The sequence below is a fragment of the Allokutzneria oryzae genome (assembly GCF_042429765.1).
Classification (GTDB): Bacteria; Actinomycetota; Actinomycetes; order Mycobacteriales; family Pseudonocardiaceae; genus Allokutzneria; species Allokutzneria oryzae.
Genome location: NZ_JBHLZU010000026.1, coordinates 43,913 through 69,391, shown reverse-complemented (window position 1 = coordinate 69,391; position 25,479 = coordinate 43,913). Strand labels below are relative to the sequence as shown.

Here is a 25,479-nt window from a genome sequence, read left to right as displayed (position 1 = left end):
ACTCCCCACGAGAGAGGCGAAGGATCAGCCCTTGCGCTTGGCGACCTCGTCGGTCAGCTGCGGCGCGACCTTGAACAGGTCACCCACCACGCCGAAGTCGGAGATCTCGAAGATCGGCGCCTCGGAGTCCTTGTTCACCGCGACGATGGTCTTCGAGGTCTGCATGCCCGCGCGGTGCTGGATCGCGCCGGAGATGCCGAGAGCGATGTAGAGCTGCGGCGAGACGGTCTTGCCGGTCTGCCCCACCTGGAACTGGTGCGGGTAGTAGCCGGAGTCCACCGCGGCGCGGGAGGCGCCGACGGCACCGCCCAGCACGTCGGCGAGCTTCTCGACGACCTCGAAGCTCTCCGCGCTGCCGACGCCTCGGCCACCGGAGACGACGACCGACGCCTCGGACAGCTCGGGGCGGTCGCCACCGACGACCGGCTCGCGGCTGACGATCTTGGCGACCTTGGCCGCGTCGGTCGCGGGGACCTCGACGGACTCCTCGGCCGCGGCGCCGTCTGCGGGCTCGGCCTCGATGGCGCCGGGACGCACGCTGATCACCGGGACCCCGGTGGTGGACTGCGACTTCACCGTGAACGCGCCACCGAAGATGGACTGCGTGACGGTGCCGTCGGCTGCCACGTCGACGGCGTCGGTGAGCAGGCCGGAGTCGATGCGCACGGCGAGCCGGCCCGCGACCTCCTTGCCCTCCAGGGTCGCCGAGACCAGCACGGCCGCGGGCGAGGCGGAGGCGACCAGGGACGCCAGCACGCCGACCTTCGGGGTGACGAGCTCCTCGGCCGCGGAGTCGGACTCGGCCACGTAGACCTTGGCCGCGCCGTGCCGCGCCAGCGACTCCTTCAGCTTGGCCGCGGTGCCGGGCGCGCCGACCACGACGGCCGAGGGCTCACCGATCCTGCGGGCGGCCGCGAGCAGCTCGAAGCTGACCTTCTTGATCTCGCCGTCGACGTGGTCGACGAGAACGAGTACCTCGGACATGTTCTCCTCGCTTCCGGGGTCAGACGAGCTTCTGGGTGATCAGGTACTCGGCGATCTTCACGCCGCCGTCACCCTCGTCGGTGACCCGCTGGCCGCCGGAGCGCGGCGGCTTCGGCGCGGCCTCGACGACCTTGGACCGCGCGCTGGCGATGCCGACCTCGGAGGCGTCGATGCCGGCGTCGGCCAGCGTCAGCTTCGCGATCGGCTTCTTCTTCGCGGCCATGATGCCCTTGAAGGACGGGTACTTCGGCTCGCAGATCTTCTCGGTCACGCTGACGACGGCGGGCAGGCTCGCCTGGACGGTGGCCCTGCCCTCGTCGGTCTCGCGCTCGATGGTGACGGTGGTGCCCTCGACCGAGACCTTGCTGGCGTGGGTCAGCTGGGCGAGGCCCAGCAGCTCGGCGAGCATGGCCGGGACGGCACCGGTGCGACCGTCGGTCGCCTCGTTGCCCGCGATGATCAGGTCGACGGAGTCGAGCGTGCCGATCACCTTGGCAAGCGCCTTGGCGGTCTGCACCGCGCAGGACCCGCGCAGCGCCTCGTCGGAGAGGTGCACGGCCTTGTCGGCCTCCATCGACAGGGCCTTGCGGATCGCGTCGGTCGCGCGCTCCGGGCCCATGCAGACGGCGGTGATCTCGCCACCGAGCTCCTGCTTCAGCCGCAGGGCCTCGGTGAGCGCGCGCTCGTTGATCTCGTCGAGGATCGCGTCAGCGGCCTCGCGGTCCAGGGTGTGGTCTCCGTCGGTGAGCTTGCGCTCGGACCAGGTGTCGGGCACCTGCTTGACCAGGACGACGATGTTCATAGGTCCCCTTCGACCTCCTGATAACTCGCGGCGGGCGCGTCGTGGCGGGAAGTGGTGGTGACACTGCCATGCCGCCGTTCACATGGCACAGTGGCCTCGACCACGCCCATGTTACCCATCGGTAATTTGGGTGCAAACGCCAGCAAGCGCCCGACCCACGTGACGGTTCTCACCCGGAAGCGCGCTCGGCGGCGCCGCGCTCGACGCAGAACTCGTTGCCCTCGGGATCGGTCATGACCACCCAGCCCTTGCCGTCCGGGCGCCGCTGGTCGTCGAGCACCTTCGCGCCGATCCCCAGCAGCCACTCGACCTGCTCGTCGCGCGTGCGGTGCCGCGGAACCAGGTCCAGGTGCAGCCGATTCTTCACCGACTTCCCGTCCGGGACGCGGATGAACAGCAACTCGGGAAGCGCGGGGTTCGAAGGGTGCAGCAGCGCCTCGGGGTCACCGGGCTCGTCCTGGGGGTCCAGGGCCCAGCCGGTCACTCGGCTCCAGAATGTGGCCAGCGCATAGGGGTCGGCGCAGTCCACGGTCACGTGCTGGATGCGGACCGGGTCGTCAGATGTGCTCACGCGTGATGCCTAGCACGCGACCGGCGAACTCACCGCCCATTTCGAGCCTTATCGGAGTTAGCCTCACATTCATGTTTAGGCGAGTAGCTGTGGTGACCGACTCCACCGCGTCGCTTCCCCCGGAGCTGGCGCGGCGCCTGGGCATCACCGTGGTGCAACTCCAGCTGCAGATGGGCGAGAAGTCCACCGACGAGGCGAGGGTGCCGACGGCCGACCTGGTCTCCGCCCTGCACGACCGCGTCCAGGTCACGACGGCCCCACCACCGTCCGCCGCGTTCTTCTGGACCTACCAGAACGCGGCGGCGGCCGGCGTGGAGGCGGTGGTGTCGATCCACATCTCCACCGAGCTGTCCCAGACCTGCGCGACCGCTCACGAAGCCGCCGGTCACACCCGCGTGCCGGTGCACGTCGTCGACTCCCGCTCGTGCGGGATGAGCGTGGGCTTCGCGGCGATCGCGGCGGCGGAGGCCGCCATGGCGGGCGCCGGTCCGAGCGAGGTGCTCGACGTCGTCAACCGCCGCGCCACCGGCTCCAGCTCGCTGATCTACGTGGACACCCTGGAGTACCTGCGCCGGGGCGGCCGGATCGGCGCGGCCCAGGCGCTGATCGGCTCAGCCCTGTCGATCAAGCCGCTGCTGGCGATCAACGACGGCCGCATCGAACCGCTGGAGAAGGTGCGCGGCACCGACCGCGCGCTCTCCCGCCTGGCGGCGCTGACGGCCCAGCACGCGGCGGGCCGCCCGGTCGACATCGCGGTCGAGCACTTCGCCTCCCGCGAGCGCGCGGAGAACCTGATCGAACGCCTGCACACCGAGGTCCCCCTTGGCCGCGAGTTCCTGCTCGCCGAGACCAGCGCGATCATCGGCGCCCACGTCGGACCCGGCGCACTGGGCATCACGGTCTCCCCACACTGACTCGATGCAACCCGGCGTGGATCGCGTCCGTAGGCAGTGGGGTGACGAAGAGAGCATTGATCGCCGCGGTGGCGTTGACCGCCGTGTTCACGCCTCAAGCCGGGGCGGTCGCACGGGGCGTGGACGTCGCGGACGGGCAGTACCGGTTCAACGCACGACTCACCTCCGGGCCGACGCAGGTGTGCACTGGAGCTCTGATCGGCGCGAAGTGGGTCGCCACCGCACTGCACTGCATGGCATCCGGTGAGTTCGGCGAGGCGGTCATCGGCGCGACAACCTCCGACGGAGCCGGTGGGCAGCGTCGACGGGTCGTCTCCTACACCGGTTCCGACCAGGCCGACTTCGCCGTCGCGGAGCTGGACCGGCCGGCCGAGGGCATCACGCCGCTCCTGGTCGGCTCGACGGCGCCGAAGCCGGGCGACGTGGTGCGGCTCGTCGGCTGGGGGAAGACCGGGGGCACCGAGGTCGCCAAGCGGCTCCAGACCGGGCAGTTCGTGGTGGACCGCGTCGACGAGTGGGTGCTCGGTGTGCGTGGGTGGGGACCGAACCCGAACACCAGCGCGTGCGCGTCTGACTCCGGCGGCCCGTACTTCGCCGAGCGGCCCGATGGCACCGCCGTGCTCGTCTCGGTGGAGAACTCCGGCCCGCTGTGCCCGCACAGCGAGCTGGAGACCACGTCGCGGGTGGACCCGCACGCGAAGTGGGTCGGACAGCTCATCAACAAGGGGGCTACTGACCGGTAGGGTGCGGGCGTGACGCGCGAGCTTGAGCCCCTGCCGCTGACCGGCGAACGCACCGTCCCGGGCGTGCCCGAGGAAAATTATTGGTTCAGGCGGCACGAGATCGCGTATCTCGCCCTGCTGGAGCACTGCGCGGACGCGCGCGTACTGGAAGCGGGCTGCGGCGAAGGCTACGGCGCGCAAGTCATCGCGGATGTCGCCGAACGCGTCGTCGCGCTCGACTACGACGAGCTGACGTGCGCGCACGTCGCGAAGGCGTACCCCGGCATCGACACGGCGCGCGGCAACCTGGCCAGCTTGCCGCTCGGTACGTCCACAGTGGACGTAGTGGTCAACTTCCAGGTGATCGAACACCTGTGGGACCAGCCGGGTTTCCTGCGCGAGTGCCTGCGCGTGCTGCGCCCAGGCGGACGGCTGCTGATCAGCACCCCGAATCGGATCACGTTCTCCCCTGGTCGCGACACACCGCTGAACCCCTTCCACACCAGGGAACTCGCACCGTCCGAACTGGACTCTCTGCTCTCTGGGGCGGGGTTCGTCACGGAGCGCTTGCTCGGACTGCACCACGGCCCGCGACTGCGCGAGCTGGACGCGGCTCACGGCGGCTCGATCATCGACGCGCAGGTCAAGGTGGTGCTCGGCGACGGTGTCTGGCCACCGGGGCTTTTGCGCGACATCGGCTCGATCACCGCGTCCGACTTCGTGTTGAGCCCCGAGGACCTCGACGCGAGCCTCGACCTCGTCGCCGTGGCGGTGCGGCCATGAAGCTCGGATCGTTCAGCCTCGTCCTGCACAGCCACCTGCCGTGGTTGGCCCACCACGGTTCCTGGCCGGTCGGCGAGGAGTGGCTGCACCAAGCGTGGGCGCACTCGTACCTGCCGTTGATGGACATGGTGCGGCGCTTCGGCGAAGAGGGGCGCCGCGACGTCCTGACGCTTGGCGTGACGCCGGTGTTGGCCGCGCAACTGGACGATCCGTACTGCCTGCGCGAGTTCCACCACTGGCTCGGCAACTGGCAACTGCGCGCACAGCTCGCCGCAGGCCAGTGGCGCAACGCCGATCCGCTGCTGCGTTCGTTGGCCGCCGACGAGCACCGGAGTGCGGGCAAGGCCATCGAGGAGTTCGAGTCGCGTTGGCGGCACGGCTTCTCCCCCGTGCTGCGGCCACTGGTCGACGACGGTGTCATCGAGCTGATCGGCGGCCCTGCGACGCACCCGTTCCAACCGCTGCTGGAGCCACGTGTTCGCGCGTTCGCGCTACACACGGGTCTTGCGGACACAAACCTGCGGTTGGGTCATACGCCTGAAGGCATCTGGGCCCCGGAGTGCGGCTACGCGCCTGGCATGGAAGAGGGCTACGCCGCCGCAGGTGTGCGACGGTTCCTTGTCGACGGTCCAGCACTGCACGGCGACACGGCATTCGGCCGCACAGTAGGCACCTCTGACGTTGTGTGCTTCGGCCGCGACCTTGAAGTCACCTACCGCGTGTGGTCGCCAAAGGCCGGATACCCCGGCGATGCGGTCTATAGGGACTTCCACACCTACGACCACCCGTCTGGCTTGAAGCCCTCCCGCGTGACCGGTAAGCACGTGTCTCCGGAGGACAAGAAGCCCTATGACCCCACGTTGGCCCGCGCGGCAGTGCAGAAGCACGCAGCCGACTTCGTCGATGTCGTAGTGCGGCGTTTGAAGTCCCTACGCGAGCAGCACGGCAGACCAGCGCATGTTGTTGCCGCGTATGACACCGAGCTCTATGGACACTGGTGGCACGAAGGACCGTCGTGGCTTGAAGCAGTGCTGCGAGCGTTGCCCGAGGCAGGCGTCAACGTGACGACTCTTCGTGGTGCCACCGAGTCCGGTCTTGTCAGTGGCCCGGTGGACCTGCCCGCGTCATCGTGGGGCTCCGGCAAGGACTGGCGAGTGTGGGACGGCGAGAAGGTGGCCGACCTGGTGTCCTCCGGCGCGGAGCTGCAACGCAAGCTACTGGCCACGGTGGCACCTGGAACAGTGCGAAGTGCCGTGCAGGACCAGCTCGTGCGCGAGGCGCTGCTCGCGTTGTCCAGCGACTGGGCGTTCATGGTCACCAAGGACTCGGCGGCGGACTACGCACGGCACCGGGCGCACGTGCACACCGAGCGCTTCGAGGAGCTGGCGCGGTTGATCGGCTACGGCGACCTGGCGAAGGCCGAGGGGTTGGCCGCCCGGCTACGCGAGCAGGACGGCCCGTTCGGTCACCTCGACGCGCGGTCGCTCTAGGAGTCCGTATGTGGGGTGACCACACCAGGGTTCGGCAGAACGTACCCAGGCTCGATCTTGGACACGTGACCGTCCGGGTCGGCGCTGCTGGGCTTCAGCTCCCCGCGGACCTTCTTGGCCCTGCTGTCCAGCACCGCGGCGACCACGACACCGACGACGACAAGCCCGAGCAGGATGTAGAACCACATAGCGGCGGCCTCCTTGGTTCTGACGAACCATGGACGTTACCCGCACCGTTGGGCCGTGGCCGCGTTCGAGATTCGCATGTACGGCCACACGGCCGGGACACCGCACCTACCTGTCAGGATGTCTGAATATGCGCGTACTGATGTTGTCCTGGGAGTACCCGCCCGTGGTGGTCGGCGGGCTGGGCAGACACGTCCACGCGCTGGCCAGGCAACTCGCCGCGCAGGGCAACGAGGTGGTGGTGCTGTGCCGCCAGCCGTTCGGCACCGACGCCGAGACCCACCCGACCACCGACCAGACCGCCGACGGCGTCCGGCTGGTGCGGGTGGCCGAGGACCCGCCGCACCTGAGCTTCGAGCAGGACCTCGTCGCGTGGACCCTGGGCATCGGGCACGCGATGACCAGGGCGGGGCTGCGCCTGCTCGCCGACTGGCGGCCCGACGTGGTGCACGCGCACGACTGGCTGGTCACCCACGCCGCGGTGGCGCTCGCCGAGTTCGCCGACGCGCCGCTGATCGCCACGGTGCACGCGACCGAGGCGGGCCGCTACAACGGCTGGCTCTCCCACCCGCTGAACCAGCAGATCCACTCGGTGGAATGGTGGCTGGCCAACAGCGCGGACTCGTTGATCACCTGCTCGGCGGCCATGCGCGACGAGGCCGCCACGCTCTTCGACATCGACCCCGGCACGGTCACCGTGCTGCACAACGGGATCGAGCCGCGGCGGTGGCGCGTGCGGCCCGCCGACATCGAGGAGGCGCGGCGGCGCTACGCCCCAGACGGCAAGCCGTTCCTGCTGTTCTTCGGGCGGCTGGAGTGGGAGAAGGGCGTGCACGACCTGCTCGCGGCGCTGCCGAGGATCCGGCGCAGCCACCCGGGCACTCGCGTGGTCGTCGCGGGCAAGGGCACGGGCTCGGACTGGCTCGTCGAGCAGGCCCGCAAGCACCGCGTCCTGCGCTCGGTCGAGTTCGTCGGGCACCTCACCGATCGGGAGCTGGCAGCGACCCTGTCGGCCGCCGACGCCGTGGTGCTGCCCAGTCGCTACGAGCCGTTCGGCATCGTCGCCCTGGAGGCCGCCGCCGCGGGAGCACCTCTCGTGGCGTCCACCGCGGGCGGGTTGGGTGAGGTTGTACTCAATGGTGTGACCGGATTGTCTTTCCCCCCAGGCGATGTCGATGGTTTGGCCGCGTCCGTGCGTGCCGTGCTGGACGGTCCGGCCGCGGCCAAGCGCCGGGCCAAGGCCGCGAAGGCTCGGCTGACCAGCGACTTCGACTGGGCGAAGATCGCTGCGGGGACCGCGGAGGTCTACGCGGCCGCCCGCAGGGGTCCCGCGAGGGTGCTGGGACGGCCGAAAATCGCTTCAGGTAACGCTTTCGGGCGACACTGAGGTTCGGCGGCGCGGTCGTTGTCGGTGGGTTCGTCGGCGGAGGTGTTTACCTTCGCGGCATGGCTATTTCGTTGGATTACCAGGGAGACGTGCACACCGGCGACAGCACCTACGCGGTGCGCGCCCGGATCGGCGAGGCCGAGCACGTCGAGATCGAGCTGTCCGGAACCGACATCGACGGGGACGCCATCGCCGAGGGGCAGCTGGTGCTGCCCGCGCACGGGCTCGCGCCCTGCGGGCAGCTGCTGTCCGAGGTGATGGAGGCGTTGTCCCGCCTGCACGACCCGCGCAGGAACCGAAAACGCGGCGCACGCGGGGCGTCGGCGGCCAACGCCAACGCCCCGTGGACGTCCGAGCTGGACACCGAGCTGAAGGAGCGCTGGCTCACCGGTGGCGCGGCCCCGACCGCGGGGCCATCGGTGATCGGTGAGCTGGCGGAGCGCTTCGGCCGCAGCCGCTCGTCGATCCGCGCACGGCTGGCCCGGGTCGGCTGCGACCCCGACGTCCCCGGCCGCATTCTGTCCTCTGTGGACGGAGAATCCGGGGGCTAGCTACTCGCAGACGATCCCGTCGGAGTCGGCGTCCCGGTACCAGCCGTATTCGACGTCCTTGCCCCGGTAGTAGGGCCCGTACCCCTTGGCCTTGGCTTCCTTGCAGGTTCCGAACCGCGGATCGGTGCCGGGTTGGGGAACGGCCTTCGGCTTCGTGGTGATCGGCGCGGGCTCGCACACGACGCCATCGGAGTCCGCGTCCCGGTACCAGCCGTACTCGACGTCCTTGCCCTTGTAGTACGGCCCGTACCCCTTGGCCAACGCCTGCTGACAGGTGCTGAACCGCGGGTCGACGGCGGGCGGTGCCGGAGGTGCGGGCGGCACGGTCGTGGTGGTGACGGTGGTCGTCGTCATCGTCGTCGTGATCACCGTGGTCGTGGTCGGCTGCGTCATGAACGTGGAGGTCGCGGACGTGGTCGTCGTTGATGTGGCGGGCACGCCCAGGCTCGTGTCCGACGTGCCACCGCCGCAGGCACTCAGGCCCAACAGCAGCGGCAGCAGCAGGAAGGTGGTGCGTATGGCGGGTTCGGAAGCGCGCATAGGGAGCTCCGGCCGTTCGTCCCCGACTGCGGCCCCGCCATCGGCTGATGACGGAGGGAGGTGACGGTATGTCCGATTCGGCGCGCTGAGGGAGGGTGCACACCTGTCCGCAACGCCCGCGTGACCGCACGGAAACCGAGGTCAGGACTTGTCCAGCGCCCTTTGCACGGCTTCGTCGGCCTTGCGGGACATGTCGGCGATGGCGGCCCGGCGTTCGGCATCGGACTCGTAGTCGGCGACGCGGTTGCGCACCACCCTGGCCGGGGCGCCGACCGCGATGGCGTAGTCCGGGATGTCGCCGCGCACCACCGCGTGCGCGCCGAGGACGCAGCCACGGCCGACACGGGTACCGCGCAGCACGGTGACCTTGGTGCCCAGCCAGGTGTCCGGGCCGATGCGCACCGGGGACTTCACGATGCCCTGGTCCTTGATGGGCTGGTTGATGTCCGCGGTGATGTGGTCGAAGTCGCAGATGTAGACCCAGTCCGCGACCAGCGCGGCCGCGCCGAGCTCGATGTCGAGGTAGCAGTTGACGGTGTTCTGCCTGCCGAAGACCGCCTTGTCGCCGATGCGCAGCGAGCCCTCGTGGCAGCGGATCGCGTTGCCGTCGCCGATGTGCACCCAGCGGCCGATCTCCATCCGGCCGTAGCCGGGCTTGCAGTGGATCTCCACGTTGCGGCCGAGGAAGACCATGCCGCGCAGGACAATGTGCGGGTTGGCCAGCCGGAAGCGCAGCAGCCGCCAGTAGCGGACCAGGTACCAGGGCGTCCACGCCTTGTTGCGGACCACCCAGCGCAGCGAGGCGAGGGTGAGGAACCGGGCCTGCTGCGGGTCCCGCTGCCGTCCCAGGCTCCATCTGGCCCGCAACGGCGCACCCCACATGCTCGTCATCGGCCCGTCCCCGCAATCCGTTGGTTCCGCCGCGCTGTCAGCAGGCAGGATAAGCGGCATGACCTCAGCCGCCGCCCGCACACCACTGGTCATCGACACCGACCCCGGGATCGATGACGCCGTCGCGCTGCTGCTCGCCGCGAACAGCCCTGAGGTGGACCTGGTCGCTGTCACCACGGTCTTCGGCAATGTCGGGCCGGAGGTGACCACGGCCAACGCGCTGCGGGTGCTGCGGCTGATCGGCCGCGAGGACGTCCCGGTCGCGGCCGGGGCCGACCGGCCGCTGGTGCACGCGCTGGTCCACCGCGCCGAGGGCTGGCACGGTCAGGACGGGCTCGGCGGGCAGTCCGGCCTGCTGCCGGAGGCGGTGCGCTCGCCGGAGCCGATCCGTGCGGTGGAGCAGCTGGCCACGGTGCTGCGCGGCGCGGAGCTGCCGGTGACGATCGCGGCGATCGGGCCGCTGACCAACATCGCGCTGCTGCTCGGCTCGTACCCGGAGCTCAAGCCCCGGATCGGTCGGCTGGTGGTGATGGGCGGGGCGTTCTCGGGCGGCAACACGACGGCCACCTCGGAGTTCAACATCTGGAGCGACCCCGAGGCGGCGCGCCGGGTGCTGGTCGAGGAGGACGTGCCGACCACGCTCGTGCCGCTGGACCTGACGCTGCGCTGTGCGCTGGACGGCCCCTGGCTGGCCTCGCTCGCGGCCGGTGGTGGCGCGGGCGAGACGCTGGCCAAGGTCGTCGAGCACTACCGCAACCGGTACCGCGAGTTCTACGGCGAGGACGGGGTGGCGCTGCACGACGCCCTCGCCGTGCTCGAAGCGGCGCGGCCCGGCACGCTGCGCACCACACCGTTGCCGGTGGACGTGCTCTGCGATCTCGGGCCGGCGCGTGGGGCGACCATCGCCGACCGCAGGCTCAACGCCTCCGGCCGGCGGGTCGACGTGGCGCTGGACGCCGACCTGGACGCGGTGCGCGCACTCGTCCTGGACCGGCTGCGTGGTGGGGCCTGAGCTAGGCGGGAACGCCGAGCGGCTCGGACAGGTACGGGAACTCGTCACGGAGTGAGCCCGGTGCCGAGCGCGCGTCCAGGCCCAGCGAGACGGCCTTGTTGAGCACGATGCCGAACATCACCTCGGGCGCGCACTCGGTCAGGCCCCTGCCGTTGCGCTCGGCGAAGCCGAAGACCGCGGAGGTGCCGACGCGGTAGCGCAGGACGTCCGGGAAGATCGTGTCCCGCACGCTTTCCGCGTAGCGCTTCGGGTCCTCCGCCGTGCCCATCGCGGCGACCACCCTGGCGACGAGGTCGCACACGACCGGCCCGTGGACCTCGCGGTCCTGGCTCGGCTGGATGGTGTTGTACTCGCTGGACCGCTCCTCGTCGTCCGGGTTGAAGATCGTGTTGATCAGCGGTTGGGCACAGCGGTTGATCTGCTGCCAGCCGCCCGCGTCCGTCGGCAGCGCGGTCACGCCCCAGAACCCGATGCTGGGCACGGCGAGCACCTCGTCCGGGACTTCGAGCACGATCGCGCACACGTTGGTCCCGGCGAAGAGGTTCGCCGCGGGCGTCGCGGACGCGGGGGTGAGGTCGATCAGGCTTCCTTCGGCGACCGCCTGCTTCACCGCGCCGACCACCGAACCGTTGATGTAGAACGGATCGGCGGCGGCGCCTGCCCACAGGCGGATGCCGTGCCGGGCCTCGATGACCTCTTCGGTCATCCCTTCGGCCAGGACTGAACCCTCGGCGTCGCGGTCCCGCGCGGCCTCACCGTCGAGCCGGCGCAGCACGAGCGACTGCCGGCCTTCGGCGTCCCGATCGCCGAAGGTGACCCGGAACGTCGTGTCCTCGACCGCGTCGGAACCAGTGTCCACTTTGAACTCGTAGAGGCCGTCGGGGTGGAACCCGTCCGCGCCGGACAAGGGGTTGACGTTCATCACGAAGACCGTTCCCGCGGTTCCTCGGAACAGGTACACATCGCTGATGTCCAACCGCGGGTCCTGGCGCGCGAGCGGCGAATCGAAGTGGTGCGACATGAGGACTCCTCGTCGAGCGGCCGAATGTGGAGCGACCCGACGGTAGGAGCGCGGACGCGAGGGCGGACAGGTTCGGTTTGCACACCGTGCGGACACGCTGGTGCGGGAATGCTGCGTCAGTGGGCGCGATCATGAATGCGCAACGCCAGCACCAGGTCGTACCTGGCTGACGGGCCGGACAGCAGAGACCGGCCGAGGAGCTGTTCGACCCGGACGAGCCGCTTGCGCGTCGCGGTCACCGACACGCCGAGCGCACCGGCGGCGGCCTCCGGACGCGCGTCAGCGGCAAGCCACGCGCGCACCGTGGTGAGCAGGCCGCGCGCGTCGTCGCTCAGCAACGGTGCCAACAGCTCCTCCGCCCACCGCCGCACCGCCGGCGCGGCGAGCAGCTCGGTCAGCCCGGCGGCCCCCGACAGGTCGGCCGGGACCAGCAGGCGCAGCGCCAGGTGCAGCTCGGCCCGCGTCTCGATCCGGTCCAGGTCCCGGCCGAGCACCGCCGCGGCGCGACGAACCCGCGCGGCCAGGGTGTTGCGGTGGATCTTCATCTGCCGCGCGGCTCCGCCGTGGAAGTCCAGCCAGGCGCGCAGGGTCGCCGTCAGCTCGCGGCCGTCGGGGTCCTGGGGTCTCTCCGGGATGAACCCCACCAGCGGGGCGAGTGTCCGGCGCGCCCAGGCACGCCCAGCCGGGCCGATCACCGTGGCCAGCTCCGCTCGCCCGCGGAACCGCACGAAGGGTTCCGGGCCGTTCCTGGCCACGGCGAGCGCGTGGAACGCCTGCTCGTATCCGGCCGCGACATCGCCGAGCGGGACGACGTCACCGGCTCCGACGCGGATGTCACCGCGCACTGTCGCGCGCAGGGCCAGCTCTATCGAGTCGTCAACGGCGTCGGGGTCGTCGACAGGCGCGAGCACGATGAGGTGCCGGGTGTAGACGGGGCAGTGGACCACCCAGGCGCGGCCGAGGCACGCCTCATCACACCGCGCCGCCATCTCGGCCCTGGCGTCGAGGGCGCACTCGACCACGTACACGCGCACCAGGTCGGCGAGGTCCGGCCGCAACGCGCCGGCCACCCGCCTGGCCGCACCGAGGTCACCGACCATCAGCAGGTGCAGGACCGCTTCCCTGGCGAGTGTCTCCGCCAGCTCGACCTCCCGCCGCCGCTCCTCAGCCCGCTCCAACCGCCACCGAAGCTGGAGCAGGCGCGCGGCGTCGGCGACCAGTGAACCCGCCAGGGGATCGAGAGTCCCCTGCCGGGCCACGAACAGGATCGGGCCCGGCCTTTCGTCGATCAGGAGCGCGTGCGACATGTGCTCGGCCGTATCGACCTTGGCCGAGTGGCTGCGCCCGTCGGCCACCCGCGCGATGCCGTCGGCCGCCGCGTCCAGCAACGCCGTCGGAGTCCTGGGGAACGCCAGCAACGGAGTTCCCGCGTGGTCGAGCAGCACCACGAACGCGTCCAGGCGGCGCACCAACCACCGCAGCAGGTGGCGCAGGCCCTCCGGCCGAACCGCCTCCCGCTGCATCGACCGCAGATCGTTCTCCGTCGGCACAGCGCACACTGTGCCAGGGCTGTGCCCCTTACGGCAGGTAGTACATCGGGTTGGGGAGCTTCACCAGCCGCTCGGCGTGGCCGCCTTCCAGGTCGCTGAACTGGTCGCCGACGCTGAGCAGCACCGTGTCGCCCTGGGCTTCGAGGTGCGCGCGGGTGCCGGCCTTGTACTGCACCGTGTTGCACGTGAGACCGCAGGGCAGCCACGGCAGCGGCTTGTCCAACGGCTTGAGGAACAGCTCCTTGGGCTCCGGGAAGCCGTTCTTGTGCAAGGACTTCACCGTTCCCGCGCGCAGGTTCTCCTTGCGGCCGGTGAGGAAGTAGACCTTCACCCCATGCTTGCTGGCCCACTGGGTGAGCTCGCGCGTCGGCTCGATCGCGGTGAACTCGCCCGCGTTCACCGCGTTGTCGAACGCGGTCTGGTCGAAGCCGAAGTCGCGGTCGGCCTCGAAGCCGTAGGTCAGCTCCGAGGTGTCGTCGATGTCCAGCACGATGGCCGGGTTCTTCACGCCGTCGAGCAGCTTGCGCTCCAGCCACCTGCGGGCCGAGGCGATCTCGGTCGCCGTCTGCTTCGCCCACTGGCTGGTGGACGAGGCGTGGTGCTTGCCGGAGGGGTCGAGGTAGTCGCCGTAGTACTGCTTGACGTCGTTCTTGACCTGGCCGATGTTGGCGGGCTCCTTGGGCTTCCCCGCCGCGTCGGCGTTGTCCGGTCCGGAAAGGACGGTCGAACCGACGAGCAGCGCCCCGGACAGCGCGGCGGTGGTCGCGAGCATCGTGAAGCCGCGGGTGCGACTGGCCATGGACGGCCTCCAAGCAGGATTTCAGGCGGGCGTTGCGACGCTAGGGCGCACGTTGTCGCAGCTCAACCCGATACGACCGGCTTGGCGGATTCCTCCCGGACGGTCCGGTTAGGAAAAGCTCACACCCGCTCCGCGCGGCACAGGTACGCGGTCGGGGTGTCGCCGACGCGGGTGAGCACCACGGTCGCCTCCTCGGGACCGCTGATCTTCAACCGTTTGCGCAGCGCGTCGGGGTCGATGTCCAGGCCCCGCACCAGGATCTCCAACCGGCCGACCCCGCGCTCCCGCAGCAGCGCGCGCAGGGTCTTCTCGTTGTACTTCCCGTGCTCCAGAACCCGGAACGCCCGCACTCCGCGCGGCGGCGCATCACCGGTGAGGTAGGCGATCCGCGCGTCGAGCTGGCCGAGTCCGTGCCGCGCCGCGTAGTGCCGCACGAGCCCGGCCCGCACCACCGCGCCGTCCGGGTCGATGATCCACTCACCGACCTCGCGCTCGGGGCAGTCGTCGGACTCCGCGTCGGTGACCGTCCACAGCGGCCCCTCCGGCCCGAGCACGGTCGCCCTCCGCCGCACGCCGAAGGTCGCGGGCGCGCCGACCCACGCGCACGCCTCCCGGACCTGACCGGCCAGCGAGACGACCTCGACCTCGTCGGCCCACGGGACGGCATCGAAGTCCAGTCCTGGAGCGCACTTCACCGCCATGTCCCGCCCGCGGTAGACCTCCACCAGGTCGCCGAGCGGTGGCACGAGGTCCTCCGGCCGCCACTTCCGCCGCCCCGTCCCGTCCCGCCGGGCGGGGTCGGCGAGCACCACGGTCCCCCGGCTCACCGGCCGCAGCGCGTCCGCGCGCACCAGGCCGACGGGAGCGCCCGCGACCGCGCAGTTGTGCCGCGCCATCGCGAGCCGGACACCGTCCACATCGGACCCGACACACCGGTCCGCGACCTCGGCGACCGCGACGAGCTCGGCCCCGATGGAGCACGTCACGTCGTGAACATCGCGCCCCTCAAGGCGTTGCGCCCGGTGCCGCGCCACGACGGAAGCGGTCGCCTGCTGCACGGCGTCATCGGTCAGCAACCACGAGTCCGAACCGTCCAGTTTGGACACAGCGCGTCGCCGCAGCACTGCCGTCTCCAGCACCGCGGAGGCGAACCGCTCCCCCACGCTCCGCCGGACCGCGGCGACATCACCCAACCGCGACGCGGGCGTGAGCGGCAGCTCCGCCGCCGCACCTAACGCGTCGCCCCCCGCCGAGGACCGCAGGAACTCCACGTCCTCGACCGTGAACCCGTACCCCACGCCCCGCCCCCTCTCCAGCCGTCCCTTTTCGCGTTTTGGCACCAACTTGTCGAAAAGAGCGCTCCCATTTCACAACAAGGTGACAAAACGCGAGAACTCGACCCCGCCGGGCCGGGTTGTGGGGACGGGGCGGGATCAGTGGGGCTTGGTGCCGGTGATGAGCACGTTGTAGAAGACGTTGCGGGGCGCCAGTTTGGACAGCAGGTTCTCGTCCAGCCAGGTGAGGCGCTGCCACGCGCGGTAGGCGAACATGCCCCAGCCGAAGCCCAGCTTCTCGCGCGGGACCGCCGCCTCGAAGGTGCGCACCGGCCAGCCGAACAACGCCGCCGCCAGCTCCTCGGTCACCGCGCGGACCTCGGTCGCGCCCGCTGCCCTCGCGGTGCGCTCCAGCTCGTGGGGGTCGAAGGTGTGCAGGTCCACCACGGCCTCCAGAGCGGCCGCGCGGGAAGACTCGTCCAGCTCCTCCTGCGGCCTGCGCCAGCCGTTGAGCACCGGCAGCTTGGTCACGTTGGTGGTCACCCACCAGGTGAGCTGGCCGAGCTTGCGCGCGTAGAAGTCGCCGATCTTCGTGGGCTCGCCCGCGAACACGAAGCGCCCGCCGGGCTTGAGCACCCGCAGGATCTCCTTCATCGCCGCCGGGATGTCCGGGATGTGGTGCAGCACCGCGTGCCCGACGACGAGGTCGAAGGTGTCGTCGTCATAGGGCAGCGTCTCCGCGTCGGCGACGCGGCCGTCCACCTCAAGTCCGAGCGACTCGGCGTTGCGCACCGCGACCTCGACCATGCCCGGCGAGAGGTCGGTGACCGAGCCGCGCTTGATCACGCCGCCCTGCATCAGGTTCAGCAGGAAGAAGCCGGTGCCGCAGCCCAGTTCGAGCGCGTGCTCGTACGGCCAGTCGCGCTCGCCTGCGACCGCGCGGAACCGGCCGGTCGCGTAGGAGATGCAGCGCTCGTCGTAGGAGATCGACCACTTCTCGTCGTAGGTGCCCGCTTCCCAGTCGTGGTAGAGGACGTTGGCGAGCTTCGGGTCCTTCCAAGCCGCCTCCACCTCTTCTGCCGAGGCGTGCGGGTTGGGCTTCGGGTCACTTGCCACTGAAGGTCGCCTTCCCCGGGCCGTTCTCGATGAACGAGCGCATGCCGGCCTTCTGGTCCTCCGTGGCGAACAGCGCGGCGAACAGCTGGGTCTCCAACCGAAGGCCGCTGTTCAGGTCACCGTCCAGGCCGATGTCCACCGCCGCCTTGGCCGCCGCGAGCGCGCGAGCGGGGCCGTTCGCGAACTGCTCGGCCCAGCGGCGGGCCGCCAGGTAGACGTCGTCCGGGGCCACGACCTCGTCCAGCATGCCGATGCGCAGCGCCTCGTCGGCCTTGACGAAGCGGCCGGTGTAGATCACGTCCTTGGCCTTGGCCGGGCCGATCAGCCGGGCGAGGCGCTGGGTACCGCCCGCGCCGGGGATCACACCGAGCAGCGTCTCCGGCTGGCCGACCTTGACGTTGTCGCCGCCGATGCGGCGGTCGCAGGTCAGCGCCAGCTCGTAGCCGCCGCCGAGCGCGTAGCCGGTGATCGCCGCGACGGTCGGCTTCGGAATGGCCGCGACCGCGCTGAGCGAGGTGGACAGGCCGCTGCCCCAGTCGAGCATCTCGCCGTAGGACAGGTCGGCCATCTCCTTGATGTCCGCGCCCGCCGCGAAGACCTTCTCGCCGCCGTAGACGATCACCGCGCGGATGTCGGCGCGCTCTGCCGCCTCCTGCGCGGCGGCCCTGATCTCCAGGTGCAGCTGCTGGTTCAAGGCGTTCATCGGCGGACGGTCCAGCCGGATGGTGCCGATCGCGCCGTCGACCTCAAGCCTGACGAACTCGCCCACGCCGAGAACCTCCTCGCTCGTCGCAACCCGATCCCGGGCCGTCAGCGGCAGGCTACCGCGCAGTAGCGGTCACGCACGACGCCAGGCGAAGTACCGGTCGCCGGAGCGCTGGAGCGCCAGGTTCTGGCCGAAGGTCTCCGCCAGGTTCGGCTCGGTGAGCACGTCGTCGAGCAGGCCCTGGGCCACCACGCCGCCCTCGCGCAGCAGCATCGCGTGGGTGAAGCCCGGCGGGATCTCCTCGACGTGGTGGGTCACCAGCACCATCGCGGGCGCGTCCGGGTCCATGGCCAGCGCGGACAACCGCATCACCAGGTCCTCGCGACCGCCGAGGTCCAGGCCCGCGGCAGGCTCGTCGAGCAGCAGCATCTCCGGGTCGGTCATCAGCGCGCGGGCGATCAGCGTGCGCTTGCGCTCGCCCTCCGACAGCGTGCCGAAGGTCCGGTCACCCAGGTGCGCGATGCCCATGGCCTTGAGCAGCTCGTCGGCGCGCTCGGTGTCCATCGCGTCGTAGTCCTCGCGCCACCGGCCCAGCACCGCGTAGCCCGCGCTGACCACCAGGTCCCGCACCTGCTCCTCGGCGGGGACGCGCGCGGCGAGCGCGGCGGAGCAGAAGCCGATCCTCGGCCGCAGCTCGAAGACGTCGGTCCGGCCGATCCGCTCGCCGAGCACGTTGACCTGGCCGGTGGTCGGGTGCATCTCGGCGCCCGCCAGCTTCAGCAGGGTCGTCTTGCCCGCCCCGTTCGGGCCCAGCACCACCCAGCGTTCGTCCAGCTCGACGCGCCAGTCGACCTTCCGGAGCAAGGAGGTGCGCGCCCTTCGGACGCCAACACCGTCCATGCGCACCACTAGGTCCGTCACGTCCACCCCGTCGCCTGCGGTGGCCTGCATCGCTGCGCGCTCGGTCACGGGCCCCATTCTTGCGATCCCGAGATTCGGGCCCGTCACCGCCCCTGGCCCCGGCCCTGATCGTGGATCATTCACCCCGTGACAGCCGACCACGAGCACCCCGTCCTCGCCGGTCGCCCGTTCCCACTCGGGGCCCATCCCGAGGGCGGCGGCGTCCGGTTCGCGGTGGCCTCCTCGATCGCCGACGCGGTCGAGGTCTGCCTCATCGACACAGGTGAGGACGGCCGTCTCACGGAACGCCGGGTCGAGCTGACGGAGCGCACCTTCGGCGTGTGGCACGGGCTGGTGCCCGGCGTCACCCACGGGCAGCGCTACGGCTTCCGGGTGCACGGGCCCTACGACCCGTCGCGCGGACTGCGCTGCAACCCGGCGAAGCTGCTGGTCGATCCCTACGCCAGGCGGATCACCGGCTCGCTCACCGATGTGGACGCGGCCCTCGGCCACGTCGGCGACCACATGGGCTGGACGCCCTCCGCGGTGGACTCGCTCGGCAGCGTGCCGCTGTCCGTGGTCACCGCGCCCGGCGGGGCCGACACCGGTGCCGCCCCGAACGTGCCGTGGGAAGAGACCGTCGTCTACGAGGTGCACGTCAAAGGCTTCACCAAGCTGCACCCGGAGGTGCCGGAGCACCAGCGCGGCACCTACCTCGGCATGGCGCACCCCGCGGTGATCGAGCACCTGCAACGGCTCGGCGTGACCGCCGTGGAGCTGCTGCCCGTGCACTCCTTCGTCGACGAGCCCGCGCTGACCGCGCAGGGCAGGCACAACTACTGGGGCTACTCCACGCTCGGCTTCCTCGCGCCGCACGCCGCCTACGCCAGCGAGCCGGGGCGCGAGGTCGAGGAGTTCCGCACGATGGTCGCCGCGCTGCACGCCGCGGGCATCGAGGTGCTGCTCGACGTGGTGTTCAACCACACCTGCGAGGGCGGGCTCGGCGGTCCGACGCTGAGCTTCCGCGGCCTGGACGCGCCCGCCTACTACCTGCACTCCGCCAACGGCGGCGGCTTCGACCTGACCGGCTGCGGCAACACCCTTGACGCGGGCTCGCCGACGGTGGTCCGGCTGATCACCGACTCGCTGCGGTACTGGGCGGGCGAGCTGGGCGTCGACGGGTTCCGGTTCGACCTGGCAAGCGTGCTCGGGCGGCCGGGCGGCGGCGGCTTCGACCGCAACGCGGGGCTGCTGACCGCGATCACCACCGACCCGGTGCTCTCGCAGCGCAAGCTGATCGCCGAGCCCTGGGACGCCACCGGCGAGGGCTACCGGGTCGGCGACTTCGGCGTTCAGTGGGCGGAGTGGAACGGGCGGTTCCGGGACACCGTGCGCGACTACTGGCGTTCGGCGACCGGAGTGGCGGAGCTGGCGTACCGGCTCTCCGGCTCCTCCGACCTCTACGACCTGAGCGGGCGCAGACCGTGGCAGTCGATCAACTTCGTCACCGCGCACGACGGGTTCACGTTGCGGGACCTGGTGTCCTACGACCACAAGCACAACGAGGCCAACGGCGAGGACGGGCGGGACGGCACCGACGACAACCGCTCGTGGAACTGCGGGGTCGAGGGCGAGACCGACGACGCGGCGGTGCTGGAGCTGCGGGCGAGACAGGCGCGGAACATCTTCGCGACGCTGGTGCTCTCGACCGGGACGCCGATGGTCACGGCGGGCGACGAGATGTGGCGGACGCAGGGCGGCAACAACAACGCCTACTGCCAGGACAACGAGACGTCCTGGGTGCACTGGAGCCCCACGGAGGCATCCGAGGCGATGCTGGCCTTCGCGCGGCGGGTGATCGCGCTGCGCGCCGAGTGCCCGGCGCTGCGGCAGGCGGAGTTCTTCGACGGGCGCGAGACCCCGAGCGGCTCGCCGGACCTGGTGTGGCTGCACGCCGACGGGCGGGAGATGACCGAGACGGACTGGTTCGACGACTCGCGCAGGACGCTGATGATGTGGATCGACGGCCAGGACTGCCGGGTCCGGACGCGCAGGGGCGAGCCGCTGGAGGACCACTCGTGGCTGCTGGTCCTGCACGCCGGGGCGGAGCCCGCGCGGATCAACCTGCCCTCCGACGAGTACGGCCGCTGCTACGAACCGGTGCTCGACACCGGCGAGGCGAACGGCGTCCCCGCCGAGCGGCCACCGATGCCCGCGGGAAGCCCGATGACGGTGCCCGCCCGGACCTTCCTGGTGCTCAAGGTCCGAGCGTGATCCAAGCGGTTTCACTCTGGAGTGAAGCGGCTCATGTCAAGCGCCCGACTTGCGCAATCTTGGGGACACGACCAACAAGATCGTCGGCGGGCTGACCGCCGTGGCCGTCGCCGCCGGCCTCCTGCTCACGACCACCGCCGGTACCGCGGCGGCGGACGGCGACCGCAAGTACATCGGCTCGTACTTCAGCTGGGCGGACTGCGAGGCGGACGCGGTCAGGTACCGCGGCAGCGACGGCGACGCCGACTGCTTCTACAACTCGTTCCGCGACATGTACGACCTGTACGCCTGGAGCTTCTGACCTCGACCCGAATCGGAGCGAGCGGGGCGGAACCCCTGCGTTCCGCCCCCTCCTCCAGAGGTGCCGCCACGTCGAAGCCGCTCAGGCGGTGACGCCACGCTCGTGGCCGATTTCCGCCAACGTCGACAGGATGCCGACACCGCGAACGGGTCACATCAGAGTTCCTGGCCCACCATCCGGAAAGCCTGGTCGCCAGGGTCGCCCTGTGGCAACATCGCGATGTGATCCGCTCGCTGCTCTGGAACAACCTGCCGCTCGACCAGGCCCGGTTGACCAGCTGTGCGTGTACCTGCACGCGGCGCGGCATGTGATCACGGGACTCGACTGACTCGACCCTTCCCCGCACATCCTGGTGTCCCCCACGGGGTTCACCGGTGCCTCGCCGCGTTCCGTTCGTCCACACCAGCTGTGAACCAGGAGCGCGCCCATGACCGTTTCGCTGTCCACCCCCGAGATCCACCCGGCACTCGACCAGCCGCTGCTGCGCGACCTCATCGCCCCGCGTCGTCCACTGTGGACGGCGAGCGAGCTGTTGGGGCTGACCAAGAACGTGGCCTCGGTCTTCGAGGACCAGCTCGCCGGGATCCTGGAGTACGTGCCGGGCCAGCGATGGTGGGCCCGCCTGGCGCTGACCGAGGAGGTGGAGCTGTGGCTGCTCAGCTGGATGCCCGGCCAGGGCACGGAGCCGCACGACCACGGCGGGGCCTCCGGCTCCTTCACCGTCCACCGCGGCGAGCTGCGTGAGGACTACCGCTACCCGACCGGCCCGATCCGCGGCGCCACGCGGCAGCTCGGCACGGGCGTCGGCTTCGGCCCGGGACGCGCGCACCAGGTCCGCAACGTCGGCACCGTGAACGCCGCGAGCGTGCACGCCTACTCGCCGCCGCTGCTGCCCACCAACGAGTACGCCAGCCTTGAGGACTACGTGGCCGTCCCGACCCCGCGGGGGAACACCAAGTGAGCATCGAGAAGTTCCTCGACGAAGCGCGGGCGGAGCTGGACCGGCTGGAGCCGGAGCAGGCGCTGGCGGCGCAGCGGGACGGCGCGATCGTGGTCGACATCCGGCCGCACTCCAACCGCGAGGCGGAGGGCGAGATCCCCGGAGCGCTGCCGATCGAGCGCATCCACCTGGAGTGGCGGCTCGACCCGGCGAGCGAGCACCGCATCCCGGACGTCAGACCGGACTCGCGGGTGATCGTGGTGTGCAACGAGGGCTACGCGTCCAGCCTCGCCGCCAGGGACCTGCACCGCGTCGGCCTGCCCGGCGCCACCGATCTCGTCGGCGGCTTCCGCGCGTGGCGGGCGGCGGGACTCCCCGTCCAGCCCGGTGGCGCCCCGGCCCTCCCCTGACCTCCGGCGCTCGCGCTCGGCGACCACGATTCGGTTCGGGTTGCCGGAGTGCGCGGAGTGCGGTGCGGTAGCGGGATGACCAGCCAATCGTTAAGCACCAGCAGGATGCCGAAGTGGGCACCGCTGATCGGGTTCCTCGTCGCCGCGTACGCCGTCGCCGCCATCGGCGGGTTGTCGTCGTCCGCGGGGGTCTCCGGGTGGTACGCGAGCGCCGACCGCCCCGGTTTCACTCCGCCGAACTGGCTGTTCGGTCCCGTGTGGACAGTGCTGTACGGCGCGATGGCCGTCGCCGCGTGGCTGGCGTGGCTGAAGCGGGCTGACCTGAGGCTGTGGTGGGTGCAGCTGGCGCTGAACTTCGCGTGGTCACCGGTGTTCTTCGCCTGGCAGCAGCTGTGGCTCGGGCTCGTGGTCATCGTGGCGCTGGACGTCACCGTCGCGGTCACCGCGTGGAAGTTCGCCCGTGTCAGCAAGCCCGCGGCGTGGCTGCTCGTCCCCTACCTGGCGTGGATCCTCTACGCCACCGCGCTCAACCTCGGCATCGCGGTGCTCAACTAGTGCCGCACGTAGCAACACCATCTCACCACCCCCGGCGCCCTCACCCACGTGCCCCTCCTTTCGCGTTTTGTCACCTTGATGCGAAATGGGAGCGCTCTTTTGCGCAAGAAGGTGACAAAACGCGAAAACCCTGACCACGCCAGCCAGGCCACGTCGGCGAGTGGACGGGACAGGGGCGCCCCGGCTGGGACGCCCCTGTCGCACAACGGTTTCTCAGCTCGCGAGGATGACCTTGCCGAGCTCGACCGGTGAGGCGAGGAGCTCGTGCTTGGGCAGCACGCGGACCGTGTAGCCGGTGGGACCCGCGTACGGCAGCTCCACCTCGGCGCTGTACTCGCCCGGCGCCTGGAGGTCCATCGGCACCGAGATGACGTCGTGCAGCTCGTCGGAGTCGTCGACGCGGCCGATCACCGCCTGCACCTCGATCTCCGTGCGGTCCAGGCCGCCGAGCTCGACGCGGGCGGTCACCGTCGCCTTCGAGCCCAGCAGCGGGGCCGCGCCGTTGCCGTTGATCGACATCGTGGTCTCCGCGACGCGCACCGAGGACCACGCCGCGTCCAGGCGGGCGCGGTAGGAGGCCAGCTCCTTGGCGCCGTTGTGGGCGTACTCGCCGACCGCCGCCGCCGAGCGGGCCGCCGGGGCGTAGAGCGTCTCCACGTACTCCTTGACCATGCGCGAGGCCTGGACCTGCGGGCCGAGCGAGGCCAGCGTGTGCCGGACCTTGCCCATCCAGCGGGCCGGGACGCCGTCCTCACCCCGGTCGTAGAACATCGGCGCGACCTGGTCGCCGATCAGCTCGTAGAGCGCCGTCGCCTCCAGGTCGTCGCGGCGGTTCGGGTCCGCGACGCCGTCGGCGGTCGGGATCGCCCAGCCGTTGTCGCCGTCGAAGAGCTCGTCCCACCAACCGTCCTTGATGGACAGGTTGAGGCCGCCGTTGAGCGCCGACTTCATCCCCGAGGTGCCGCACGCCTCCAGCGGCCGCAGCGGGTTGTTCAGCCAGACGTCGCAGCCCCAGTACAGGTACTTCGCCATCGACATCCCGTAGTCCGGCAGGAAGACGATGCGGTGCCGCACCTCGGGGTCGTCGGCGAAGCGCACGATCTGCTGGATCAGCGCCTTGCCGCCGTCGTCGGCCGGGTGGGACTTGCCAGCCACCACCAGCTGCACCGGGCGCTCCGGGTCCAGCAGCAGCGCGCGCAGCCGCTCCGGGTCGCGCAGCATCAGCGTGAGCCGCTTGTAGGTCGGCACGCGCCGGGCGAAGCCGATGGTGAGCACGCCCGGGTCGAAGACCGAGTCGGTCCAGCCGAGCTCCAGGTTGGAGGCGCCGCGCTGCACCCAGGAGGCGCGCACGCGGCGGCGGATCTCGGCGACCAGGCGAGCGCGCAGCGCGCCGCGCAGCTCCCACAGACCAGCGTCGGTGACCGGCTCGAAGCCGTGGATGCCGACGCCCTTGCCGATCGCGTCCGGCTCCGACTCACCGAGGACCTTGCTGACCTCGGGGGCCGCCCAGGTCGGACCGTGCACGCCGTTGGTGACCGAGCCGATCGGCACCTCGGTGACGTCGAAGTCCTGCCACAGGGCGCGGAACATCTCGCGGCTGACCCTGCCGTGCAGCTGGGAGACGCCGTTGGCGCGCTGGGCGAGGCGCAGCCCCATGTGCGCCATGTTGAACAGGCCGGGGTTCTCCTCCGCTCCCAGCGCGAGCACGCGGTCGACCGGGACGCCGGGCAGCAGACCGTCGCTGCCCGCGCCGAAGTAGTGCCGCACCAGGTCGACCGGGAAGCGGTCGATGCCGGCGGGGACCGGGGTGTGCGTGGTGAACACGGTGCCCGCGCGCACGGTGGACAGCGACTGGTCGAAGTCCAGCTCGCCCGACGCGACGTACTCCCGGATGCGTTCCAACCCGAGGAAGCCCGCGTGTCCCTCGTTGGTGTGGAAGATGTCCGGCTGGGCGTGGCCGGTCAGCTCGCAGAACACCCGCACCGCGCGCACACCGCCGACACCGGCGAGGATCTCCTGCCGGATGCGGTGGTTCTGGTCGCCGCCGTAGAGCCGGTCGGTGACGCCGCGCAGGTCCTCGTCGTTCTCCTCGACGTCGGAGTCCAGCAGCAGCAGCGGGACGCGACCGACCTGGGCCTTCCAGACACGGGCGCGCAGGACGCGGTCGTCGGGCATGGCCACGTGCACCAGGATCGGCGCGCCGGAGGGCTCGGTCAGCGGCTCCAGCGGCAGGGCGCGCGGGTCCAGCACCGGGTAGTGCTCGATCTGCCAGCCGTCGTGCGACAGCGACTGGCGGAAGTAGCCGGAGCGGTAGAGCAGGCCGACGCCGATCAGCGGCACGCCCAGGTCGGAGGCCGCCTTGAGGTGGTCTCCGGCGAGCACGCCGAGGCCGCCGGAGTAGTTCGGCAGCGCCTCGGTGACGCCGAACTCCATCGAGAAGTAGGCGATCGAGGACGGCATGCCCTCGGTCTCCTCCTGGCGGCGCTGGTACCAGCGGCCGGAGGTCAGGTAGCGGTCGAGGTCGTCGGCGATGGCGCTGGTCCGCACGAGGAAGCCCTCGTCGGTGGCCAGCTGCTGGAGGCGGTCGGGCGAGACCTCGGCGAGCAACCGCAGCGGGTCGCCGTCGAGGCGCTCCCATACCTGGGGATCCACCGAGGCGAAGAGGTCCTGGGTGGGCTGGTGCCACACCCAGCGGAGGTTGGTCGCCAACCGGCCGAGGGCCTCCAACGGCTCCGGCAGGCTGGCACGGACGGTGAACCGGCGCAGTGCTCTCACGCAACGGACTGTAGCCGCGCCCCCT

Annotated in this window: 26 protein-coding genes; 12 read left to right on the top strand and 14 right to left on the bottom strand. The window is 70.8% G+C overall.

Annotated features, from left to right (window positions below):
- Positions 1 to 24: 24 nt before the first annotated feature.
- The 3 genes from ACFFQA_RS28790 to ACFFQA_RS28780 form a co-directional block, all read right to left on the bottom strand.
- Positions 25 to 984, bottom strand: coding sequence for an electron transfer flavoprotein subunit alpha/FixB family protein (locus ACFFQA_RS28790; RefSeq protein ID WP_377859018.1), 960 nt, complete (start codon positions 982 to 984; stop codon positions 25 to 27).
- Positions 985 to 1,003: 19 nt separating this feature from the next.
- Positions 1,004 to 1,786, bottom strand: coding sequence for an electron transfer flavoprotein subunit beta/FixA family protein (locus ACFFQA_RS28785; RefSeq protein WP_377859015.1), 783 nt, complete (start codon positions 1,784 to 1,786; stop codon positions 1,004 to 1,006).
- 169 nt (positions 1,787 to 1,955) lie between these two features.
- Positions 1,956 to 2,357, bottom strand: coding sequence for a VOC family protein (locus ACFFQA_RS28780; protein WP_377859013.1), 402 nt, complete (start codon positions 2,355 to 2,357; stop codon positions 1,956 to 1,958).
- 71 nt (positions 2,358 to 2,428) lie between these two features.
- Between ACFFQA_RS28780 and ACFFQA_RS28775 the strand changes: the two genes are divergently transcribed.
- From ACFFQA_RS28775 to ACFFQA_RS28760, 4 genes are read left to right on the top strand one after another with little or no spacing between them, the layout of a single operon-like run.
- On the top strand, positions 2,429 to 3,271 hold the full coding sequence (locus tag ACFFQA_RS28775; protein WP_377859010.1) for a DegV family protein: 843 nt from the start codon (positions 2,429 to 2,431) through the stop codon (positions 3,269 to 3,271).
- Between the two features lie 41 nt (positions 3,272 to 3,312).
- A complete protein-coding gene (locus ACFFQA_RS28770) occupies positions 3,313 to 4,014 on the top strand; it encodes a S1 family peptidase (protein ID WP_377859007.1) in 702 nt (233 codons plus the stop codon).
- Positions 4,015 to 4,023: 9 nt separating this feature from the next.
- Positions 4,024 to 4,776: a methyltransferase domain-containing protein gene (locus ACFFQA_RS28765; protein ID WP_377859006.1), complete on the top strand. Its 753-nt coding sequence runs from the start codon at positions 4,024 to 4,026 to the stop codon at positions 4,774 to 4,776.
- On the top strand, positions 4,773 to 6,266 hold the full coding sequence (locus ACFFQA_RS28760) for a 1,4-alpha-glucan branching protein domain-containing protein (RefSeq protein ID WP_377859004.1): 1,494 nt from the start codon (positions 4,773 to 4,775) through the stop codon (positions 6,264 to 6,266). The genes ACFFQA_RS28765 and ACFFQA_RS28760 overlap by 4 nt, the downstream gene beginning before the upstream one ends.
- Here ACFFQA_RS28760 and ACFFQA_RS28755 read toward each other — a convergent pair.
- Entirely contained in the window at positions 6,263 to 6,454 is a 192-nt protein-coding gene (locus ACFFQA_RS28755) for a hypothetical protein (RefSeq protein ID WP_377859002.1), read from the bottom strand. The genes ACFFQA_RS28760 and ACFFQA_RS28755 overlap by 4 nt on opposite strands.
- Positions 6,455 to 6,582: 128 nt before the next feature.
- Between ACFFQA_RS28755 and ACFFQA_RS28750 the strand changes: the two genes are divergently transcribed.
- Together ACFFQA_RS28750 and ACFFQA_RS28745 are read left to right on the top strand one after the other, a co-directional pair.
- Positions 6,583 to 7,839: a glycosyltransferase family 4 protein gene (locus ACFFQA_RS28750; protein ID WP_377859000.1), complete on the top strand. Its 1,257-nt coding sequence runs from the start codon at positions 6,583 to 6,585 to the stop codon at positions 7,837 to 7,839.
- A 59-nt stretch (positions 7,840 to 7,898) separates the two neighbouring features.
- Positions 7,899 to 8,390 (top strand): hypothetical protein, encoded by a 492-nt coding sequence (locus ACFFQA_RS28745; RefSeq protein WP_377858998.1) that lies wholly within the window; start codon positions 7,899 to 7,901, stop codon positions 8,388 to 8,390.
- Here the strand turns inward: ACFFQA_RS28745 and ACFFQA_RS28740 are convergent, their stop codons facing one another.
- Together ACFFQA_RS28740 and ACFFQA_RS28735 are read right to left on the bottom strand one after the other, a co-directional pair.
- Positions 8,391 to 8,930 carry an excalibur calcium-binding domain-containing protein gene (locus tag ACFFQA_RS28740; protein ID WP_377858995.1) on the bottom strand — a complete coding sequence of 180 codons (540 nt, stop codon included), beginning with the start codon at positions 8,928 to 8,930 and terminating at the stop codon, positions 8,391 to 8,393.
- 141 nt (positions 8,931 to 9,071) lie between these two features.
- On the bottom strand, positions 9,072 to 9,821 hold the full coding sequence (locus ACFFQA_RS28735) for an acyltransferase (RefSeq protein WP_377858992.1): 750 nt from the start codon (positions 9,819 to 9,821) through the stop codon (positions 9,072 to 9,074).
- A gap of 58 nt (positions 9,822 to 9,879) precedes the next feature.
- On the opposite strand from ACFFQA_RS28735, the gene ACFFQA_RS28730 reads away from it, so the two are divergent.
- Positions 9,880 to 10,833, top strand: a complete 954-nt coding sequence (locus ACFFQA_RS28730) for a nucleoside hydrolase (protein ID WP_377858989.1) — start codon at positions 9,880 to 9,882, stop codon at positions 10,831 to 10,833.
- 1 nt (position 10,834) lies between these two features.
- Here ACFFQA_RS28730 and ACFFQA_RS28725 read toward each other — a convergent pair whose 3' ends face one another.
- The 7 genes from ACFFQA_RS28725 to ACFFQA_RS28695 form a co-directional block, all read right to left on the bottom strand.
- Positions 10,835 to 11,854, bottom strand: a complete 1,020-nt coding sequence (locus ACFFQA_RS28725) for a DUF4331 family protein (RefSeq protein ID WP_377858986.1) — start codon at positions 11,852 to 11,854, stop codon at positions 10,835 to 10,837.
- 116 nt (positions 11,855 to 11,970) lie between these two features.
- Positions 11,971 to 13,404 carry a helix-turn-helix domain-containing protein gene (locus ACFFQA_RS28720; RefSeq protein WP_377858984.1) on the bottom strand — a complete coding sequence of 478 codons (1,434 nt, stop codon included), beginning with the start codon at positions 13,402 to 13,404 and terminating at the stop codon, positions 11,971 to 11,973.
- Positions 13,405 to 13,432: 28 nt separating this feature from the next.
- Positions 13,433 to 14,203 carry an HAD family acid phosphatase gene (locus ACFFQA_RS28715; RefSeq protein ID WP_377858981.1) on the bottom strand — a complete coding sequence of 257 codons (771 nt, stop codon included), beginning with the start codon at positions 14,201 to 14,203 and terminating at the stop codon, positions 13,433 to 13,435.
- A gap of 119 nt (positions 14,204 to 14,322) precedes the next feature.
- Positions 14,323 to 15,501, bottom strand: a complete 1,179-nt coding sequence (locus ACFFQA_RS28710; RefSeq protein ID WP_377858980.1) for a THUMP-like domain-containing protein — start codon at positions 15,499 to 15,501, stop codon at positions 14,323 to 14,325.
- A 135-nt stretch (positions 15,502 to 15,636) separates the two neighbouring features.
- Positions 15,637 to 16,593 (bottom strand): class I SAM-dependent methyltransferase, encoded by a 957-nt coding sequence (locus ACFFQA_RS28705; protein ID WP_377858977.1) that lies wholly within the window; start codon positions 16,591 to 16,593, stop codon positions 15,637 to 15,639.
- Positions 16,583 to 17,362: an enoyl-CoA hydratase/isomerase family protein gene (locus ACFFQA_RS28700; RefSeq protein WP_377858975.1), complete on the bottom strand. Its 780-nt coding sequence runs from the start codon at positions 17,360 to 17,362 to the stop codon at positions 16,583 to 16,585. Before ACFFQA_RS28700 ends, ACFFQA_RS28705 begins: the two co-directional genes overlap by 11 nt.
- A 69-nt stretch (positions 17,363 to 17,431) precedes the next feature.
- Positions 17,432 to 18,250, bottom strand: a complete 819-nt coding sequence (locus ACFFQA_RS28695) for an ABC transporter ATP-binding protein (protein ID WP_377859888.1) — start codon at positions 18,248 to 18,250, stop codon at positions 17,432 to 17,434.
- 96 nt (positions 18,251 to 18,346) lie between these two features.
- On the opposite strand from ACFFQA_RS28695, the gene glgX reads away from it, so the two are divergent.
- The 5 genes from glgX to ACFFQA_RS28670 all read left to right on the top strand — a co-directional run bounded on the left by glgX (position 18,347) and on the right by ACFFQA_RS28670 (position 22,679).
- Positions 18,347 to 20,473, top strand: coding sequence for a glycogen debranching protein GlgX (gene glgX / locus ACFFQA_RS28690; RefSeq protein ID WP_377858972.1), 2,127 nt, complete (start codon positions 18,347 to 18,349; stop codon positions 20,471 to 20,473).
- 49 nt (positions 20,474 to 20,522) lie between these two features.
- Entirely contained in the window at positions 20,523 to 20,774 is a 252-nt protein-coding gene (locus ACFFQA_RS28685; protein ID WP_377858969.1) for a hypothetical protein, read from the top strand.
- 427 nt (positions 20,775 to 21,201) lie between these two features.
- Complete coding sequence (locus tag ACFFQA_RS28680) at positions 21,202 to 21,735, top strand: cysteine dioxygenase (protein WP_377858967.1); 534 nt, start codon at positions 21,202 to 21,204, stop codon at positions 21,733 to 21,735.
- A complete protein-coding gene (locus tag ACFFQA_RS28675) occupies positions 21,732 to 22,124 on the top strand; it encodes a rhodanese-like domain-containing protein (protein ID WP_377858964.1) in 393 nt (130 codons plus the stop codon). The genes ACFFQA_RS28680 and ACFFQA_RS28675 overlap by 4 nt, the downstream gene beginning before the upstream one ends.
- 105 nt (positions 22,125 to 22,229) lie before the next feature.
- Positions 22,230 to 22,679, top strand: a complete 450-nt coding sequence (locus ACFFQA_RS28670; protein ID WP_377858961.1) for a TspO/MBR family protein — start codon at positions 22,230 to 22,232, stop codon at positions 22,677 to 22,679.
- A gap of 213 nt (positions 22,680 to 22,892) precedes the next feature.
- Here the strand turns inward: ACFFQA_RS28670 and glgP are convergent, their stop codons facing one another.
- Positions 22,893 to 25,454, bottom strand: coding sequence for an alpha-glucan family phosphorylase (gene glgP, locus ACFFQA_RS28665; RefSeq protein WP_377858958.1), 2,562 nt, complete (start codon positions 25,452 to 25,454; stop codon positions 22,893 to 22,895).
- Positions 25,455 to 25,479: the final 25 nt, after the last annotated feature.

Bases quoted from the DNA above. Each gene is read 5' to 3' on its own strand.
- ACFFQA_RS28790 (WP_377859018.1), bottom strand. From the start codon at position 984: ATGTCCGAGGTACTCGTTCTCGTCGACCACGTCGACGGCGAGATCAAG.
- ACFFQA_RS28785 (WP_377859015.1), bottom strand. From the start codon at position 1,786: ATGAACATCGTCGTCCTGGTCAAGCAGGTGCCCGACACCTGGTCCGAG.
- ACFFQA_RS28775 (WP_377859010.1), top strand. From the start codon at position 2,429: ATGTTTAGGCGAGTAGCTGTGGTGACCGACTCCACCGCGTCGCTTCCC.
- ACFFQA_RS28760 (WP_377859004.1), top strand. From the start codon at position 4,773: ATGAAGCTCGGATCGTTCAGCCTCGTCCTGCACAGCCACCTGCCGTGG.
- ACFFQA_RS28755 (WP_377859002.1), bottom strand. From the start codon at position 6,454: ATGTGGTTCTACATCCTGCTCGGGCTTGTCGTCGTCGGTGTCGTGGTC.
- ACFFQA_RS28750 (WP_377859000.1), top strand. From the start codon at position 6,583: ATGCGCGTACTGATGTTGTCCTGGGAGTACCCGCCCGTGGTGGTCGGC.
- ACFFQA_RS28745 (WP_377858998.1), top strand. From the start codon at position 7,899: ATGGCTATTTCGTTGGATTACCAGGGAGACGTGCACACCGGCGACAGC.
- ACFFQA_RS28740 (WP_377858995.1), bottom strand. From the start codon at position 8,930: ATGCGCGCTTCCGAACCCGCCATACGCACCACCTTCCTGCTGCTGCCG.
- ACFFQA_RS28735 (WP_377858992.1), bottom strand. From the start codon at position 9,821: ATGACGAGCATGTGGGGTGCGCCGTTGCGGGCCAGATGGAGCCTGGGA.
- ACFFQA_RS28730 (WP_377858989.1), top strand. From the start codon at position 9,880: ATGACCTCAGCCGCCGCCCGCACACCACTGGTCATCGACACCGACCCC.
- ACFFQA_RS28725 (WP_377858986.1), bottom strand. From the start codon at position 11,854: ATGTCGCACCACTTCGATTCGCCGCTCGCGCGCCAGGACCCGCGGTTG.
- ACFFQA_RS28715 (WP_377858981.1), bottom strand. From the start codon at position 14,203: ATGGCCAGTCGCACCCGCGGCTTCACGATGCTCGCGACCACCGCCGCG.
- ACFFQA_RS28695 (WP_377859888.1), bottom strand. From the start codon at position 18,250: ATGCAGGCCACCGCAGGCGACGGGGTGGACGTGACGGACCTAGTGGTG.
- ACFFQA_RS28680 (WP_377858967.1), top strand. From the start codon at position 21,202: ATGACCGTTTCGCTGTCCACCCCCGAGATCCACCCGGCACTCGACCAG.
- ACFFQA_RS28670 (WP_377858961.1), top strand. From the start codon at position 22,230: ATGCCGAAGTGGGCACCGCTGATCGGGTTCCTCGTCGCCGCGTACGCC.